General features: G+C 40.2%; 18 protein-coding genes. 14 read left to right on the top strand and 4 right to left on the bottom strand.

The features are described from left to right. Nucleotides 1–11: 11 nt before the first annotated feature. Complete coding sequence (locus E2R51_RS08375) at nucleotides 12–809, top strand: LysM peptidoglycan-binding domain-containing protein (protein WP_133376605.1); 798 nt, start codon at nucleotides 12–14, stop codon at nucleotides 807–809. Between the two features lie 108 nt (nucleotides 810–917). On the opposite strand, the gene E2R51_RS08370 is transcribed toward E2R51_RS08375, so the two are convergent. Continuing rightward, nucleotides 918–1,382: a hypothetical protein gene (locus tag E2R51_RS08370; protein WP_133376604.1), complete on the bottom strand. Its 465-nt coding sequence runs from the start codon at nucleotides 1,380–1,382 to the stop codon at nucleotides 918–920. A gap of 168 nt (nucleotides 1,383–1,550) precedes the next feature. Here E2R51_RS08370 and E2R51_RS08365 point away from each other — a divergent pair, with 168 nt between their 5' ends. The 6 genes from E2R51_RS08365 (at nucleotide 1,551) to E2R51_RS08340 (ending at nucleotide 6,097) form a co-directional block, all read left to right on the top strand. Then, the gene (locus E2R51_RS08365; RefSeq protein ID WP_133376603.1) at nucleotides 1,551–2,156 is read left to right on the top strand and encodes a YdcF family protein; all 606 of its coding nucleotides are present in this window, start codon (nucleotides 1,551–1,553) and stop codon (nucleotides 2,154–2,156) included. Nucleotides 2,157–2,518: 362 nt separating this feature from the next. After that, nucleotides 2,519–3,052: a sigma-70 family RNA polymerase sigma factor gene (locus E2R51_RS08360; protein ID WP_133376602.1), complete on the top strand. Its 534-nt coding sequence runs from the start codon at nucleotides 2,519–2,521 to the stop codon at nucleotides 3,050–3,052. Nucleotides 3,053–3,055: 3 nt separating this feature from the next. Further along, the gene (locus tag E2R51_RS08355) at nucleotides 3,056–3,460 is read left to right on the top strand and encodes a PadR family transcriptional regulator (RefSeq protein WP_133376601.1); all 405 of its coding nucleotides are present in this window, start codon (nucleotides 3,056–3,058) and stop codon (nucleotides 3,458–3,460) included. A gap of 7 nt (nucleotides 3,461–3,467) precedes the next feature. Continuing rightward, nucleotides 3,468–4,745 (top strand): FtsW/RodA/SpoVE family cell cycle protein, encoded by a 1,278-nt coding sequence (locus tag E2R51_RS08350; protein WP_133376600.1) that lies wholly within the window; start codon nucleotides 3,468–3,470, stop codon nucleotides 4,743–4,745. 308 nt (nucleotides 4,746–5,053) lie between these two features. Further along, nucleotides 5,054–5,539 (top strand): tetratricopeptide repeat protein, encoded by a 486-nt coding sequence (locus tag E2R51_RS08345; RefSeq protein WP_133377062.1) that lies wholly within the window; start codon nucleotides 5,054–5,056, stop codon nucleotides 5,537–5,539. Nucleotides 5,540–5,587: 48 nt separating this feature from the next. Continuing rightward, nucleotides 5,588–6,097: a GNAT family N-acetyltransferase gene (locus tag E2R51_RS08340; protein WP_133376599.1), complete on the top strand. Its 510-nt coding sequence runs from the start codon at nucleotides 5,588–5,590 to the stop codon at nucleotides 6,095–6,097. Nucleotides 6,098–6,211: 114 nt separating this feature from the next. On the opposite strand, the gene E2R51_RS08335 is transcribed toward E2R51_RS08340, so the two are convergent. Beyond that, entirely contained in the window at nucleotides 6,212–6,760 is a 549-nt protein-coding gene (locus E2R51_RS08335; protein ID WP_133376598.1) for a hypothetical protein, read from the bottom strand. A gap of 203 nt (nucleotides 6,761–6,963) precedes the next feature. Between E2R51_RS08335 and murJ the strand changes: the two genes are divergently transcribed. The 3 genes from murJ to E2R51_RS08320 all read left to right on the top strand — a co-directional run bounded on the left by murJ (nucleotide 6,964) and on the right by E2R51_RS08320 (nucleotide 10,185). Further along, the gene (gene murJ, locus E2R51_RS08330; protein WP_240733013.1) at nucleotides 6,964–8,496 is read left to right on the top strand and encodes a murein biosynthesis integral membrane protein MurJ; all 1,533 of its coding nucleotides are present in this window, start codon (nucleotides 6,964–6,966) and stop codon (nucleotides 8,494–8,496) included. A gap of 77 nt (nucleotides 8,497–8,573) precedes the next feature. Beyond that, nucleotides 8,574–9,416: an aldo/keto reductase gene (locus E2R51_RS08325; RefSeq protein WP_133376597.1), complete on the top strand. Its 843-nt coding sequence runs from the start codon at nucleotides 8,574–8,576 to the stop codon at nucleotides 9,414–9,416. A gap of 217 nt (nucleotides 9,417–9,633) precedes the next feature. Beyond that, nucleotides 9,634–10,185: a GNAT family N-acetyltransferase gene (locus E2R51_RS08320; RefSeq protein ID WP_133376596.1), complete on the top strand. Its 552-nt coding sequence runs from the start codon at nucleotides 9,634–9,636 to the stop codon at nucleotides 10,183–10,185. A gap of 91 nt (nucleotides 10,186–10,276) precedes the next feature. On the opposite strand, the gene E2R51_RS08315 is transcribed toward E2R51_RS08320, so the two are convergent. Then, a complete protein-coding gene (locus tag E2R51_RS08315; RefSeq protein ID WP_133376595.1) occupies nucleotides 10,277–10,639 on the bottom strand; it encodes a helix-turn-helix domain-containing protein in 363 nt (120 codons plus the stop codon). Between the two features lie 292 nt (nucleotides 10,640–10,931). Between E2R51_RS08315 and E2R51_RS08310 the strand changes: the two genes are divergently transcribed. Both E2R51_RS08310 and E2R51_RS08305 read left to right on the top strand, forming a co-directional pair. Continuing rightward, entirely contained in the window at nucleotides 10,932–12,407 is a 1,476-nt protein-coding gene (locus E2R51_RS08310; protein WP_133376594.1) for a protein adenylyltransferase SelO, read from the top strand. A gap of 266 nt (nucleotides 12,408–12,673) precedes the next feature. After that, nucleotides 12,674–13,612 carry an NAD-dependent epimerase/dehydratase family protein gene (locus E2R51_RS08305; protein WP_133376593.1) on the top strand — a complete coding sequence of 313 codons (939 nt, stop codon included), beginning with the start codon at nucleotides 12,674–12,676 and terminating at the stop codon, nucleotides 13,610–13,612. Nucleotides 13,613–13,773: 161 nt separating this feature from the next. Here E2R51_RS08305 and E2R51_RS08300 read toward each other — a convergent pair whose 3' ends face one another. Next, complete coding sequence (locus E2R51_RS08300) at nucleotides 13,774–15,042, bottom strand: glycosyltransferase (RefSeq protein WP_240733012.1); 1,269 nt, start codon at nucleotides 15,040–15,042, stop codon at nucleotides 13,774–13,776. A 389-nt stretch (nucleotides 15,043–15,431) separates the two neighbouring features. Here E2R51_RS08300 and E2R51_RS08295 point away from each other — a divergent pair, with 389 nt between their 5' ends. Next, the gene (locus E2R51_RS08295) at nucleotides 15,432–16,511 is read left to right on the top strand and encodes a glycosyltransferase (protein ID WP_133376592.1); all 1,080 of its coding nucleotides are present in this window, start codon (nucleotides 15,432–15,434) and stop codon (nucleotides 16,509–16,511) included. A gap of 172 nt (nucleotides 16,512–16,683) precedes the next feature. Then, nucleotides 16,684–17,076: a helix-turn-helix domain-containing protein gene (locus E2R51_RS08290; RefSeq protein WP_133376591.1), complete on the top strand. Its 393-nt coding sequence runs from the start codon at nucleotides 16,684–16,686 to the stop codon at nucleotides 17,074–17,076. Nucleotides 17,077–17,092 lie beyond the last annotated feature (16 nt).

Below are 17,092 nucleotides of genomic sequence, written 5' to 3'. Positions count from 1 at the left end.
AGTGAGGATATTTGGCAATCGTTTTAAAGAAGAGCTATATTTACACGGTACGTGCAGGGGATACTATTTATTCGATCGCACGAAAGTTCGGAAGCACGGTGGAGGCGATTGAGCGGGCCAATCATTTATATGAACCGGTGACGGATCCCGGCTTGATTTTCCCCGGAGATGTACTTGTAGTGCCGAGTTTTGCCACAACCCCAAAAGTGACCTATGTGGTCGAAGGCGGCGATACGGTTAATAAAATTGCTGCGGTATTTACAGCATTCGGTGATTTGATTGCCGGGATTAACGATCTTGCCGACCCCAATCAGATTACCGTTAATCAGGAATTGCTGGTACCTGCATTTGTCTATCAAGTGCAGCAGGGAGATACACTTTCCACCATTTCCCGAAGGTACGGGATTTCTGTGGCAGCTATCACCAATGCCAATGAGGGACGGCCAGGTTTTCAGGCGGATCTTGTCTGGCCGGAATATCATCTGATTATTCCTTTGCCCACTTCTTTAAATATCGTTGTTTGGACGCCGCTGCCGGGAACCAAGGTCGCAACAAATCAAAAGCTGGAAGGAAAAGCAAGATCCTTTGAAGCCAGTGTTTTATATCAGCTGAGAGATGCAAATGGCGTGATTGTTTCGAATGAGCGTTTTACAACAGCTGATGAAGGGGCGCCTAAGTACGGTAACTTTACAGCCGCTGTGCCTTTTGATAAGACTCCTACTGCAACTACGGGAGAGCTTTGGGTTTATACACGCAGTGCAGAGGATGACAGCATCCGGGACTTGGTGAAGATAAAGGTTTATTTTTAAATAGGTCAGGGACGATAGAGGTAGATCGCAGGTAGCACTCTTAGCAGTGCTATTTTTTTTATTCATCGCAAAATAAAAAGGACCGAAGTCCGGGTGGGAAAAGAACAATTAATTATAATCCCATAAAATTCTCCATTCTCCATTATCCTCTGCCACATATACTTCCTGTATAAAGCTGAACTTTCCATACTTCCCCTGATACGTTTGAGTAACAGTGAATTGATACGCAGAGTCAACAGGCGGCAGGTCCTGTGACATGCTCCATCCATCGATACGATCGCCTTCTATTACGGTAAATTGAAAGGTTTCCGCTCCAAAATGATTAATAAAAACATGGGCCCGATCCTGGATAAATGCTCCCTTTTTCCATCTGTCCTTCATATAGGGGTGGAGGAGCTCCCAGGAATCGGAAAAATCGCCATCCTGTTCAAGTGTATAGAAAGTATTGACCAGCTTTTCAGTTTGATAGCCCGCGGAGAAAAAATTGAAAGAAATATTCGTTAAAAAGCCAAGCAGGACGAAAACAGGGACCAATATAAGAAGCATAAGACGTCTTTGCCGCTTTCTCCTCATACTTATCACCCTTTGCCCAAAGGATTTATTCTTATAGGATATGTGAAAAAAAGAGGTTTATTATTGAAGGGAGAAACAGAACAGGGTCTTGTGTAAATTATGGAAATTAGCAATGATAAGGTATCAGGCAGAAGGTGCAGTTTAGTTTATTAATACCAGGGGGGACAAATGTATATATCTAAATTGGACGGTGAGCATCTTACAGACAGTCAAATGACAAACCTGCTATTTACGGGAATAAGGGATAATAAGAAATCTGGAGATTGTATTTTTGTTGCAGGCAGCATTTCCGCTGTTCAGTACCGTTTACCCAAGGCAGTGGAGCTTTACAAAAAGGGGAGAGGAAGCAAGATTCTTTTTTCCGGAGGTGTAAAGTGGGAGGGAACTCATTTTACCGAAGCCATCACCTTAAAAAACGAAGCCATAAAACTGGGTGTACCAGAAGAAGACATTTTAATTGAAGATCAATCACTGCATACATTAGAAAACGTACTCGCTTCCCTTCTGGTACTGGACCGCGCATTCCATCTGCACAATATTGACCGGCTTTTGGTTGTTACCACCTCCTATCATATGAGGAGGCTGCATTTGACATTAAAAACCTATATGCCAAATTGGATTAAGTTTACCCTGTGTCCTGCTAACGATGGAATTACAAGAAAAGATAATTGGTTTCTCAGTGAGAGCGGGAGAGAACGGGTTCAGACAGAGTCTGTAAAAATTATCAACTATGTGAAAAAGGGCGCACTGGTCGATGTAAAACTCAAAATTTAATATTGAGGTGTGGCAATAAGTTATATAAATTGCTTGGTACAAGGCTTGAGGAGGAGCAAGATTGGAAATCCTGCTATTTTATTTTGCTGTGTTTATACTGGTTTCGTTAACAGTCTTCCATTTAATTAAGCTTGGGAGAATAGCTTATCGTAAGGGGGAGATAAGTCGCCTGAAGTGTAAGAGGCTAATGCTATTCTCGATTGCCGGAGGATTAATTTTTTATGTGATCTGTTTCATGGGCGTTCAATTATTCTTTTCGATGAATGGATAAAAAGGGTTCAGTTATAGAGCTGGATCTTTTTTTGTTTTTAAAAACTTTTCCAGTAAGTGAGTCGTCTAATGATTTGAAAGGGGGGGTGGATGTGGAAGAATTAACGGCTGCGGTAATTGAAGCAGAGGATAAGGAAGTGCTTATCGATGAAATAATGAATAGGCATGGACAGGAAATTCTGCAGCTTGCCTATTCCTATGTACGCAATAGGGAGCTCGCTGAGGATTTGACACAGGATATATTCGTTAAATGCTTTAGTGCTCTTCATACATATAAAGGAAAATCGTCGTTGCGGACCTGGCTATGGCGAATTGCGATCAATCATTGCAAGGACTACTTAAAAAGCTGGTACAACCGGAATGTCACACCGTCTGACCAGGAGTGTTTTGTCACATACTCACAAAAAGAAAGTGTTGAACAATTGGTAATCCGGCAGGATGAGGATCAGCAGCTGGTTCTTTCTGTGATGGAACTGCCGATGAAATACCGGGAAGTGATTTATCTGTTTTATTATGAAGAATTGTCTATTAAAGAGATTGCTTCTGTCATTGAAGTGAAAGAAAATACAGTAAAAACAAGGCTTAGACGAGCAAAGGAACTCCTAAAAGACAGATTGGAGGAATGAGAGATGGAAGACCGTTTAAAAAGGCTGAAAAAATCAATGGACAGCAGCTTTGAGCAGCTGAATTTTTCAGCAGAGCATCGTAAAAAGATCCATGAAAAAATTAATCAAACACATGAAATACAAAATGATCCTTTTGTGCCGGTGCTTCAGTTGCTTATTACAGAAAAAACGGGTTACGAACTGACGCAGCTGCTGCGGGCAAGGGGCATTCGGCGATTCGAAAACAATGAAGGCTCTCTATACACGCTTCTTCATCGTCTTGAACAAAAAGAGATGGTACAATCCAGCTTCGATCGTTCGGGAGATAAATATTATCAAGTAACTGAAAAGGGAAGAAAAGCTTTACAAAAAGAAGATAAAAGCATGGACAAAAAAGCATTTGCCTTAAAAAAATTACTACAGGGGTGAAACACGGTTGAACAAAAAAAGTGACCTCTTCTTAAAAGAAGTGACAAATAATATTAAGTCAAAGGAAGCAAAGCGCTTTGTTTCGGATGAACTGCGTTTTCATTTGACGAAAGCAAAGAACACCTGGAAGGATAAGGGGCTAAGTGAGAATGAGGCTGAAGACAGGGCGGTTCAGCAAATGGGAAACCCGTCGAAGCTCGGACAGGAATTAAATAAGCTTCACCGCCCAAAAATAGACTGGTTCATTCTCATTTTGCTGGCAGCGGTATTAGGACTTAGCTTCGTGCCTGTTTTGTCACTGGGAAATGCAGGCACGATGGACGTGAACCATTTCCTTATGAATAAAGGCATGGTTGTCATTCTTGGCACTGCAGTAGCGTTAGGTGTAATGGTAATTGACTTTAGAAGAGCTGAAAAACTGGGCTTTTTATTTTATTTTACCGGGGCAGCCATTCTATTAATGATTCACTTTTTTTCTAACAGTTACATCAATGGCCAAGCGTTTATTCAAATTGGTCCAATTACCATTGAGGCGTTGATGGCTCTTCCATTCTTTTATCTTGCCTGGGCTTCATTTTTTGCTGACAGCAGGCTGAAGCTTTGGCAGCTTGGGCTGCTGTACTTACTGCCTCTTTATCTTTTCTTTCTGCTGCCAAATCTCACTGCACCATTTTTGTATTCCGTGATGGTATTCATCATGGTCTGGTGGAGCGGAATGGTCAGAAAAAATAAGCTGCTGATCACTTTTATACCGTTAAGTGCCGTGCTTATAGCAGGTCTGTTTTTTTGGTACAGGGCCGAAGAATATCAGTTGAACCGGATTATGGGATTTATGAACCCGCAAGCTCAATCTGAAGGGGCTGGATTTATCTATATAAGGCTGAGCGAGCTGTTTTCAGCTGCTGGCTGGTTTGGAGCAGAGGGAAATGCTGAATTTATTCCGGCTGCTCATACTGATTTTGTTTTTGTCAGTTTAACCTACTACCATGGTTATTTATTTGCTTTAGTTCTCTTAATGATTCTGTCACTTCTCGCTGTGAGGATGCTTGGGATAGCGAATAAGTTAAGCGGCTTTGGCAAGTTGCTTGTAATCGGGGCCATGACGCTGTACCTTGTGCAGCTAATCTTTAATATAGGAATGGTCCTTGGTTTTCTCCCGATCACCTCTATTGCTCTGCCTTTTATCAGCTATGGACTAATGCCCACCATGTTAAATGCGTTCATGATCGGAATTGTATTAAGCGTTTATCGCCGTAAGCATTTGTTATCCCCCGGTTTTGTGTAAGTCATCGAGACTGGTCAAAGCGGGGAAAAGAAATTCTCTTAAAGCAACCGTTGAATTCCTGCTCCAGAATATGAGTTTTGCAAGCAGCCCTTATGAACATGTCTTGTTCATGAGGGCATTTTAATGATGTTTTATTCCTCAATCTTTTTTAATAATTTTATATAGCGATTTGTAAAATAATTAGTAAAATTTCCTCTTTTTGTTTGTTGGTCTAATTTACTATACTAGTAATTGGTAAATGTTAAAATTGGTCGGCAGAAGAATCGTTCAGCTTGATTAGGTGGACAGGTATGGCGGTGACATAGATGATGGAAAGTGAACGGCAGCATGGCATTAATTTGCGAAAAGAAGGCAAGCTTCAGGAATCAAATCAGTTATTCTCAATGCTGCTGCGTGCGTCTCCAAACGATGCATTTCTTAACTATCAATATGCGTGGAGTTTTGATGCGCGGGGAGAGGAATCAAAAGCAGTTCCCTATTATGAACGTGCAATTGATCTTGGGCTGTCCGGTAAAGAATTAGAGGGAGCAATAGTGGGACTGGGGAGTACATTCAGGGCTCTTGGCGAGTATGAAAAATCGAAGGGCATTTTTGTAAAAGGGCTGGAGCTGTTCCCCGATAATCGAGCTATTCAGGTGTTTTATTCCATGACTTTACATAATTTAAATGAACACCAGAAAGCAATGGAAATTGTGCTGTCCTGTCTGACTGAAACGACATCGGATGAAGAGATCTTGAATTATCGAAAAGCTATTAATTTCTATAAGGATAAATTGAACGACATTTGGAAATAGAACAGCACTGCAGCCATGACTAAAAAACGAGTCAGGGAGGAATTGGTGATGATTCAAATTGAAAAAGCAAATTTAACCCATGTTCAAGGAATATCTGCTGTGTGCGCTGCAGGGTACCGTGCAACGTACAGTGACACACACACAAATGAATATATTGAAAGAGTGATAAAAGAGTTTTACGATCCTGTAAGAATAGCGGTGGAAGTAGCGAACATAAGCAAGGACTGGGGCGGTTATTATGTTGCGTTGGATAATGGCCATGTAGTTGGTGCTGGCGGCGGGGGAATGATTAGCGATAGTACAGCAGAAATTTACGTATTATACATGGACCCCTCAAGGCGCAATGAAGGGATAGGAACTAAGCTGTTAGATGCGATTACCAATCGGCAAAAGGCGGAATTTAATGCAAACGAGCAATGGGTATCGGTCCAAAAAGGAAATACAAAAGGGATTCCATTTTATGAAGCAAGAGGTTTTCATTTAAAACATGAGCAGAATGGTTATGCCAATGAAGAAGAGGAAAACTACATTTCCTTAAGATATTTTCGCAAAATATAATGTTTGTAGCTGCGCAGAACAATAAAAAACAACCCCTTGGAAGACAAGAGGCTAGAAAATGTCTGAATGCATAAGCTTTATTATCCAATGGCTTCTCACATTTTCGGCTGCTAACTAACGTCCCTTGCGTTGGGTGATTTGTTTTCGGTCAAATTCTCTTATTGTGGAACTGGATGCAAACGGGATGAGCTGCTCATGCCGGTTAAATTCAGTGGAGTTTTTTTCCTCAACAGGTTTTTCGGCAATTTGAATTTCTTCCTGAGACGCTGCGGCTTCTTGAAATGCAGTTGCTTCCTGAAATGTTGCCTCTTGAGACGGTGCTGATTCTTGAAGAGGAGTCGATTGTTTCATGCCGGCTATCCAGGTCTCGAAATTATACGTTCCTCTATCAATGATGACGCAAAGATCTTCAAGTGAACTGGTCAGCTCAATTAAGCATTCCAAACCGTTCCGTAAAACAACGCCCCGTTTCCTTGCTTTTTCAATGGAATGCATCAGTTTGTAAGAGCTATCATGATAATTAAATTCAATATAACAGCTGTTGCGATCCCAATTAAAATTAAAATAGTCAATTTTCAACTGCTTCATCACTATCGTCAGCTTTTTTTCACACATACTTTGCTCGGAATGAGGCATCCGTTTAAATAGACTATTCATGAACATACGATTCGCCTTCCTTCTATGTTGTCTAGTTTTTGGTTCATAGTGCCTTATAACATAACTTCGACAACGCATATAAATTTCCTGTAAAAATCGTTTAACAAATATCGTTGTTTTCTTTCAAATAATCCCATAATTCGACTTATTGTCAATGAAACAGAGGATTGAGAGAGTTTAAAACCGCTGGATGAGTGGAGTCAAGAAAGTTGAGGTTCGTTGATGTGAAGAATTTGGGATTAGCAGGTTTATTATTCATACTTGCAACTTTGTTTTTAAAAATATCCGGACTCATCAGAGATATGGTATTCGCTTTTTACTTTGGCACCAGCATTGAAGCAGATGCTTATACCATTGCTTTCACATTTACCAATATCGTTATTCTATTTTTGAATACCGGCATGAAAAATGCATTGGTGCCAACTTATATGAATGCCCTGGAAAACAGAAGGGGCGCCTATCATTTATCACAGGTTATGAGAAGCACGGCCATTGTCAGCTTAGTTATATCGGCGCTTGGAGCGGCATTTGCTCCTCTGTACATTCCGTTTATTTATTATGGATTAGATGAAAAAGGAACAGATATTGCTGTTTTTGTTACGATCATTTTCTTTTCCTCTATCGTTGCTGTAGGCATGAACGCTGTACTTGAGGCTTATTTTGACGCGAATCACCGGTTTGCTATTTCTGTTGTGTCACAAATCCTGGTGATGGCATCTTCCATTACAGCAGCCGTTTTCTTTGCTTCAACGATTGGCGTCTACTCTTTGGCTTTCGGATATCTTGCAGGGACGATTCTGTCTTTACTATTGAAAATGCTCTTTTTTGTACCAAAAGGAACTTACTCATTAAGATGGAAATTTGACAGGAAAGAGATTCGTTCTTTTTATCTTATTTTTATTCCTGTAGCGGTTACTGCAATGATAGGACAGATTAATTTAACCGTTGATCATGCCTTTGCAAGCCCCTACGGCAAAGGGATAGTGAATTATATAACTTTTGCAAAGAACCTGGTTCACTTTCCGCAAGCAATTATTGCCGTTACCATTGGCACCATGATCTTCCCAATGCTGTCCAAAGCGCAGACTTCCAACAATAAAAAATTATTTAAAATGGGCCTTCAAAGAGGAATATCAACCATGTCGCTGATATTATTTCCGGCGTTGGCCGGCATGGTCTGGCTAATGCCCGGTATTATAGAAGCCATTTATCAAAGAGGAGCGTTTACAAAAGAGGCAACAGAAGCGACCACAACCGTTGCTTACTATTACATAGGATCGGTTCTCTTTTTTAGCCTGCAAACCGTTTTAAATAAGGGCTTTTATGCGATGAACAAAGGGCAGGTTATTTTCAGGATAGGCATTTTGTCGATCCTGCTGAATGGTATATGTAATTATATCTTTACGAACATGATGGACAGTTATATGGGGATTCCATTGGCTTCTTCTTTTGTGGCGTTCATTTACTTTATAGCAAGCTATTATCTTTTTACAAAATTAATGGATAAATCCAATCAAAAAGAATTGATGATGGACCTGAGTAAAATATTGCTTTCAGTCTTGTTTATGCTAATAGTTTTATGGTGTATTCGTCCCTTAACGGCTTCTTTGCCTAATCTGGTTGAAATCGCGGCGGTTTCAGCAGCAGGAGCTGCCGCTTATATCGGAGCTGTTTTTATGCTCAGGGTATCAGCCGTCACATTTTTGATATCTGTATTTATAAAGAGGAAAAGCATCGAATAAAACAATTAATTCAAATATTTGGTTTTTTATTCTCGCAAATGCTACTCTTAATCTATTAGTGAGAGGAGTGATGTGAGATGAGTTTGTCAATTCCAGAGATTACCCTGAATGATGGTGTGAGCTTGCCGGCGGTAGGACTTGGTACATATAAGCTTAAGGGAAATGAAGGGGTTAATGCGATCAATCATGCAATCGACGCAGGCTATCGGCTGATTGATACGGCTTATAATTATGAAAATGAAGGTACCGTTGGTGAAGCTGTACGGCGCAGTTCCATTGCAAGGCAGGAACTAAAGATTACTTCGAAATTACCGGGCCGCTATCAGGAGTATGATAAAGCAGTTACGGCTATTCAGGAATCTCTGTTTCGGGCAAATCTTGATTATTATGATGTATTTCTTATTCATTGGCCGAATCCAAAACAGGATACGTATGTTGAAGCCTGGCAGGCTTTGATCGACGCAAAAAAATGGGGACTGATTCGTTCCATTGGAGTTTGCAATTTTTTGCCTGAACACTTGGAACGGCTGGAAAAGGAAACTGGTACAAAGCCAAGCGTAAATCAAATTGAACTGCATCCGTTTTTTAACCAGGAAGAGCAGCGGTTATGGCATAAAGAAAATGATATTCGTACACAGTCTTGGAGCCCATTGGCAAGAGCAAACGACGTATTGCAAAACGCCACAATCCAAAAAATTGCGGATAATCACAATAAATCGATCTCTCAAATCATTTTGCGCTGGCACTATCAATTAGGAGCCATCTCGATTCCTAAGTCCTCTTCGCCAAAAAGGCAGCTGGAAAACATATCTCTTTTTGATTTTTACTTAGATGAAACGGAAATGAATATTTTGAGTCAACTGACACGTCCGGATGGCAGGATTAATAATCAGGACCCTGCAGATTATGAGGAATTTTAATAACCAAGCAATGCCCTCACGAACAAAACATGTTCGTAAGGGTATTTTTTGAACTGAATCATTCTTTTCTCTATAACGTAAAAGCGGAGTCAACTCGTCCCCTTTTCAGCGATTTGTTAGTCCCGTCGTATACCCGTCAATTTTAACTTTTAGAGAAGCATTCCAAATATGGGGCTATTATTTTATAATTGAAAAAATGAAGTAAGGGGAACTTGCCATGGATAAAATAAAGACAGATCGGCTGTTATTGAGAGAATGGAAGGTCACAGACAGCAGCGATCTTTACGAATATGCGAAAAGTGAGCTGGTAGGACCCAATGCAGGATGGAAACCGCATAAAAATCAAGATGAAAGTAAAGAAATTATTCAAATGTTTATAGATGGAAGAGATACCTATGCGATCGAACTCATTGCAGAAAACAAGGTGATTGGCGGCATCGGGCTCCATAGCAGGAAACCGGATGAGAGCAAGAACCATCTAAAACAAAAAGAAATAGGATACGTTCTGAATCCTGCTTATTGGGGAAAAGGGTATGTTCCAGAGGCTGTTAGAGGGGTGCTGAGCCATGGTTTTACAGAAATGGATCTTGATGTAATCTGGTGTGGCCATTACGACTTTAATCATAATTCTAAAAGAGTAAATGAAAAATGCGGATTTACTTACCAGTTTGATAAAAAAGTCATACTGGATCGGCTGGATGGAAGAGAAGTGAAAAGCATGTATTACAGTTTTTCGAAAAGCGATTTTCAAAACTCCAAAGAAGGATAACGGCAGCTTTGGGTCTTAACTTTCATTCAATCGCAAAAGGAGAAGCACGCCCAGCATATCAGCGTGTTTCTCCTTTTACGTATATACCATTTTATATTTCACTTTTCATTTCCTGCAGCAACTGCATGCCCCGTAGAAATTCCTCTTCCGAAAATTCTATAGCGGTACGGAGGATTAGCTTGGCGCGTTTTGGACCCAGATCTTTGATCAGCTTTGCCATTTCAGCATCAATGTCTGCAGATTGACGCGTCATCCCATCTTTTTCAAGTAATTCAGATGCAGGGATGTCAAGAACACTTGATAGCTTGAGAATCGTTTGGGTATTCGGAATTTGTTCACCGGATTCATATTTTTCAATCGTTTTCATGCCGAGTCTGGCCTGCAGGGCAAGTTCATGCTGAGACATCTTGCGTTCCTCGCGCACTCTTTTTAAATTTTCACCCAAATATGACATGCTAAATCCCTCCTGGTTTACTGTCTTCTATCTACTTATATTTTATCATTATATGGAAAAAAAGCCCTGACATTCCGTGAGCAAATGAGTAAAATATGTGAATTTTCTGGTGGTTCTATTTCTCCTCCCTTATCAATGGAGTGATGGAAATGCCCTCAAACTCATACCAAAAAAAGGCGTCATTTATGTATAGAACGGGTATAATACAAGTGCAGAAGTTGCCGGTTAACAGATAACAGAACAATCAATTCTTTCATATATCTAAACGTCAAAAAACACTAAAGGAGATATCATGACACAGAAAAAAACTGGAACAGAAACAGGTTGGAAGCTTGATAACAGCTACGCCCGTTTGCCACAGGCATTTTTTACAACACTGAAACCAAACCCTGTCAGTTCGCCAAAGCTGGTTATTTTTAATAAACGGCTGGCCGCTTCCATGGGATTAAATAGCGAAGCACTCGAAAGTGAAGAAGGGGTTTCGGTTCTTGCAGGAAATAATGTTCCTGAAGGGAGCCTGCCAATTGCACAGGCCTACGCAGGGCACCAATTTGGTAACTTCACCATGCTTGGAGATGGAAGGGCCCTGCTGATTGGCGAACAACTTACCCCTTCGAATAAACGCTATGATATCCAGTTAAAGGGTTCAGGCAAAACACCGTATTCGAGAGGGGGAGATGGACGGGCAGCGCTTGGTCCTATGTTAAGGGAATATATTATCAGCGAAGCGATGCACGCACTTGGAATTCCTACTACACGGAGTCTTGCAGTTGTCATGACAGGCGATATCGTCATTCGTCAGACTGCGCTGGCTGGTGCTGTGTTAACACGTACAGCTTCCAGTCATTTGCGTTTTGGCACATTTGAGTATGCAGCGAGGTGGGGCAGTGTTGATGACCTTAAAGCACTCGCCGATTATGCACTGGAACGCCATTATCCGGATATTGAAGAAAATGAAAACAGATATCTTTCCCTGCTCCAGGAAGTGATCAGACGCCAGTCGGACTTGATTGCTAAATGGCAGCGGGTCGGTTTCATACACGGCGTAATGAATACGGATAACATGACGATCAGCGGTGAAACCATTGATTATGGGCCGTGTGCTTTTATGGATAAGTATGATCCGTCCACTGTCTTCAGTTCCATAGACGTGCAGGGGCGTTATGCGTATGGCAATCAGCCGATGATTGGCGGGTGGAATCTGGCGCGCTTTGCAGAAGCGCTGCTGCCGCTGCTTCATGACGATCAGGAGCAGGCAGTGAAAATCGCTCAGGAGGCCATTTCTGAATATCCAGCTATCTATGAGCGTCAGTGGTTAATTGAAATGAGAAAAAAACTTGGTTTATTTAATGAAGAGTCAGGAGATAAATCCCTTGTAGAAGACCTCCTTGATTTAATGAAAAAACATGAGGCTGATTATACCAATACGTTCCGGGCATTGAGCTCTGAAATAAATGAAAAAAGCGGACTTTTTGACACTGAAGAATTTTCTGAATGGCATCAGCGCTGGCAGGAAAGAACAGGCAGACAGTCTGAATCAAACGCCTCATCCCGCCAGCTCATGCAGGATAATAACCCTGCTGTCATCCCCCGCAATCACCGCGTGGAGGAAGCGCTGTCCGCGGCAGTGGATAAGGAAGATTACGGTGTAATGGAACAGCTTATTCAGGTTTTAGCCAATCCTTATACACAATCACCTGAACAGAAGGACTACTGCACAGGATCTGACCCCTCACATGGCCCATACCGCACCTTTTGCGGAACATAAAATAACATAAAAACCACTAAAGCGGCTGTTCCGCTTTAGTGGTTTTTAATTTTGAAGAAAAACGAGGAGGAATCTGCGCATTCCATAAGACTGGCATACAAATACGAAAAAAGGTTAATTGCTGTCTCATGATTAGTAATTTGAACATACATTAATCGTGGTGTGTTTAAATAGATTAATTATTATGTGTGAAAAGGAGAAGAGGATAATTCATATCTGAAAGCCAATTTAACATTAAATAATATATAGGAAGAGGAGGGATTAAATTGTTTGGAAACGTGTTGGTCACAGGCGGAGCTGGTTTTCTGGGATCTCAGCTCGTTAAAGCATTGATACCCAAATCAGACCATATTTATATCCTTGATAATTTATCCACTGGTACGAAAGCAGCTGTACCTGCAACAAATAAAATCACATTTTATGAAAATTGCATAACAGACGAAGCGGTTTTAAATAAAATTCTTCCAAAGGTTGATTATATTTTCCATTTTGCGTGCAAAAATCTTGTCCTGTCTGTTCATAATATTTATGCTGATTTTCATACGAACGTCTTTGGAGGCTTTACGCTGCTGCGCAAAGCAAAAGAACTGTCCCCGCATCTTAAACGATTTGTCTATGCTTCAACTGCTTCCGTCTATGGAGATGCGGAAATACTCCCTACTCCTGAATCGTACTATAATATTAAACTGCCGTATTCAGCGAGCAAATTTACAACAGAGCATTACTGTGATGTTTATTTTAATATGTATCAAATGCCTGTCACTACATTAAGATTCTCAAACGTCTATGGTCCGGGCCAGCTCATTTCTAATCCTTATTGCGGAGTTGTCGCAAAGTTTTTTGATTCAGCAAAAAACGGCCTGCCTTATCAAATATTCGGGGACGGAAAACAAACAAGGGACTTTACTTATGTGGAGGATGCCATTGATGCTACAATCCTTACTGCTGTATCAGACGCTGCATTAGGACAGAAATACAATGTTGGAACCGGGAAAGAAACTAACATATTACAACTAGCCTCAAGTATCAAGCAAGTAACAGGCACTCAAGCACTCACAAATGACTTTTATCCGGAACGTAATGTCGATGTCGTCCAGAGAAGGAGTATGAAAACGGCTAAAATTAAACAGGAACTGAACTGGATAAATAAGCATACTTTGACCGAAGGACTTGAGAAAACAAAACAATGGCTGAAGGAAATGTAAATATATAAACCTTATATGGAACACGACTGAAATAGGCAATATTATCATTGCGTTGGTTATAAATCATTAGGTTAAAAAGATTTTTAGTCAACACGGATGAACAATTAGTGGGCACCCTCATCGAAGGATGAAGATGCCCACTAATCTTAGTATGTTTAATTTCAGTTAGTGTAAATATCCTTTATTATCTTACTGTTAACAACTGCATCATGGTATTTTTCAGAATAAATCCGGCTGTTTTTGCCGATTGCAGGCAGCATATCAAGGTTTTTTAGAATGGTTTCAAGTGTAGCTTTAATTGTATCCGGATTTGCCGATAGTATTGGCAGATCCTTTGGATAATGACTTTTCATATCATCCGTTATCCAGCATATAACGGGTTTTCCTAGAGCCATCGCCTCCACACTGAATAAGCCATAGCTTCCAATATGAAGCTGATCAATAATTAAATCGGCCTTTTTATAAATTTCCTTTGCCTCCTGATGAGATAACCCCTGGACAAGCTTGAATTCGAATTTGTAGTCTGCTTTTAGATTTTCTACCGCTTCAAGTATATATTTTGTTCCCTTAATTGAGGGAGATGTTGGAGCATGAACAAGTAAGGGCAGTTTATTTTTAGATGGGTTAGCGTCAGAAGGGTATTGAGTTAAATCAATCATAGAAGGAACGACGTGAACCTGTTCATAGTAGTCTTTTACATAAGGAAATAATTCATAATCTGGAATAATGCAATGTTTTATGGAGCTTGATAATGATTTAAGCTTTTCGATAATTCTTTCCTCATTCCGATCTTTCACAAGCGCATATGGATTCGTGCGAAGAGCTAAGGAATGCATTCTGACATCACTTCCCCAGTGATGCATAACCATTGGTTTCTTTACTGCCTTTAAAATAGGAAGATCTGAATAATTGAACGTAAGGGTAGTGCCAAAGTGGAAATGAAATACATCGTATTGATTCATGAGTTCTACGGCTAACTTTCTTAATTTTGAGTTTAGGGCAGGCGTGCTTCTCTGATTGAGTAAATTTAACGTGTAGTCAGAGGTGTAGTCCAGATAATAAGGATAATAATTGATGGATTTTGAATTCACATTATGCGTGGATAACCCCTTCGAAATCGCATGCATTTGGTTTGCGATCTCAATCGATCCATGCAGAACATTTAATTTATTTGGATCTTTTTTTTGATCCTTGAAAAATTCGGTTAACAGTGATTCGTATACTGGATTAGAGGGGTAATCAGCGGCACCTCTCCAAATCCACAACCATGATTGATCTGCTTTCCCTTTAATTGAAGAGAGAAGTGCTTGAACTAAATATTTTTCAGTTACTTCATTACCATTTGGGTCCTTTTCAATAATATTTTCGTTTATTTCGGATACATTCCCGATGTTCAGCAGGCTTAATAATTTTGCAGTCAATTTTTCCATGAGGGCCTCCAATTTGTTTATAGTTTTTCTAATAATAACTGGCTATAAAGAACTGAAGGAGTAATATTTCTTTCACCTTGCTGATCAGCAGCGGCTTTCCCTAACCCCCAGCTAGCAACTAATACATATATTTTGTTCGATGCTCTAATTTGAACATATTATTTAGCATGGAGATTATGAATAGTCACTTGCATGTAAAATGATAAATTGCGGATCGGTATGTAAGCTGTACTTTTAGCATGCTTCCAATATAATTTTCACCCAAAGGTTCATGGTTTTTCATGAATCTTTTAAGTAATGGGAAACTGTACAAGCCCTCGAATCATACAATCTATTCGATGAGGAAAAATTGATCAGATCTTAAAATTTCTCGAAAAAGGAGAATGAAAATGGTATCAATCAGTTTATGTATGATCGTAAAAAATGAAGAAGATGTGCTTGCCCGCTGCCTGGATTGTGTGAAAGACATTGTTGATGAAATCAATATTGTTGATACAGGTTCAACTGACAGGACAGTGGAAATTGCAAAAGAATACACTGACCGTATATTTCATGCTGAATGGAATGGTTTTGCGCCAGCCAGGAATGAATCGTTCAGTCATGCGACCAAGGAATATATTTTTTACCTGGACGCAGACGATATTTTAACTGAAGAGGATCAAAAAAAACTTAAAAAGTTAAAAGAAACACTGGATCCCGCAGTGGATTCTGTTTCAATGTTTTACAATGCAGGTACAGACGAATTTGGCAATGTTACGCTCCAATACAGAAGAAACAGGCTTGTAAAGACAGCTAAAAATTTCAGGTGGGAAGGGGAGGTACACAATTACCTCAATGTTTCAGGGAACATAATCAATTCAGATATCGCCATTACTCACAAAAAAACAGGCCATTCTGTTGGACGAAATTTAAATATTTACAAGATGAAACTTGAACGAGGGGACGTCTTTGGAGCACGTGATCATTTTTATTATGGCAATGAGCTTAGAGAAAATGGACATTACGAGGAAGCAATTGAATCCTATACAAAAAATATTGAGATGACAGAAGGCTGGGTTGAAGACAAAATATATGCCTGTATCAACAGGGGAGACTGCTACCGTTTCCTCGGGGATTTAGATAACGAACTTAAATCTCTTTTCCATTCCTTTGTCTTTTCCAAAACACCAAGGGCTGAAACGTGCAGCAGGATTGGCTACAATTTTCAGAGAAAGAAAGAATTCCAATCCGCCATATACTGGTACACACTTGCCACACAGATCGTGCCGGATGAGAACCGCTGGAGCTTCAGCTATCCTGCTTATCATACCTGGTACCCGCATCTTCAGATGTGTGTTTGCTATGACCGGATTGGAGAGGCGGAGAAAGCATATTTCCATAATGAAGAGGCCAGAAAGTATCGTCCAAATGATAAAAGCATATTAAGCAATAAAGCTTATTTTGATAAAAAGTTAGGTAAAACGGAATAAAATGATCTTCGCAAGAAACCAAATGACTGGTGTGCAGACGGTATTAAACCGCGCTCATGCCAGTCAATTTTTATTTGGAATAAAGTGATCAAAAATTGTAATCCATAACGTTCTGCTGTATAGTTTATTTATATGAAAATAAGAGGACGGTGAGAATAATGGGGAGGCGTTAATACGGATCGGAAAGGTTGCAAAAGTCAGTGGTCTTTCAACCCGTACGATTGATTATTATACACAAATGGGGCTCTTGCCATATACCCGTTCAGAAGCGAATTACCGTCTTTATTCAGAATCGGTGTTTGAGAAAATCAAACATATCCAATACTTAAAAGAGAGCCGCATGACGCTTCCTGAAATAAAGAAGATATTGTCTGAGTCAAATAAAGACCTTTCAGTATCCCAGCTGGATGATGTGAATGAAGAGCTTGAGCATCTGGAAAAGAAATTAGAATCGCTGAAATCAGCGATTGAGCATGCATCTCCTGAGGAGAAGTGCTATGTAGCAAAGGAATTACAGTATAAAATGGTTCCGGTGCTGCACATGATATCAACATTATTAAGTTAGATAAATTCGGAGGTGA

It is taken from the genome of Jeotgalibacillus sp. S-D1 (assembly GCF_004358665.1).
GTDB lineage: Bacteria > Bacillota > Bacilli > Bacillales > Jeotgalibacillaceae > Jeotgalibacillus.
The sequence above is the reverse complement of the archived record's forward strand: the minus strand, read 5'-3'. Positions and strand labels throughout refer to the sequence as shown.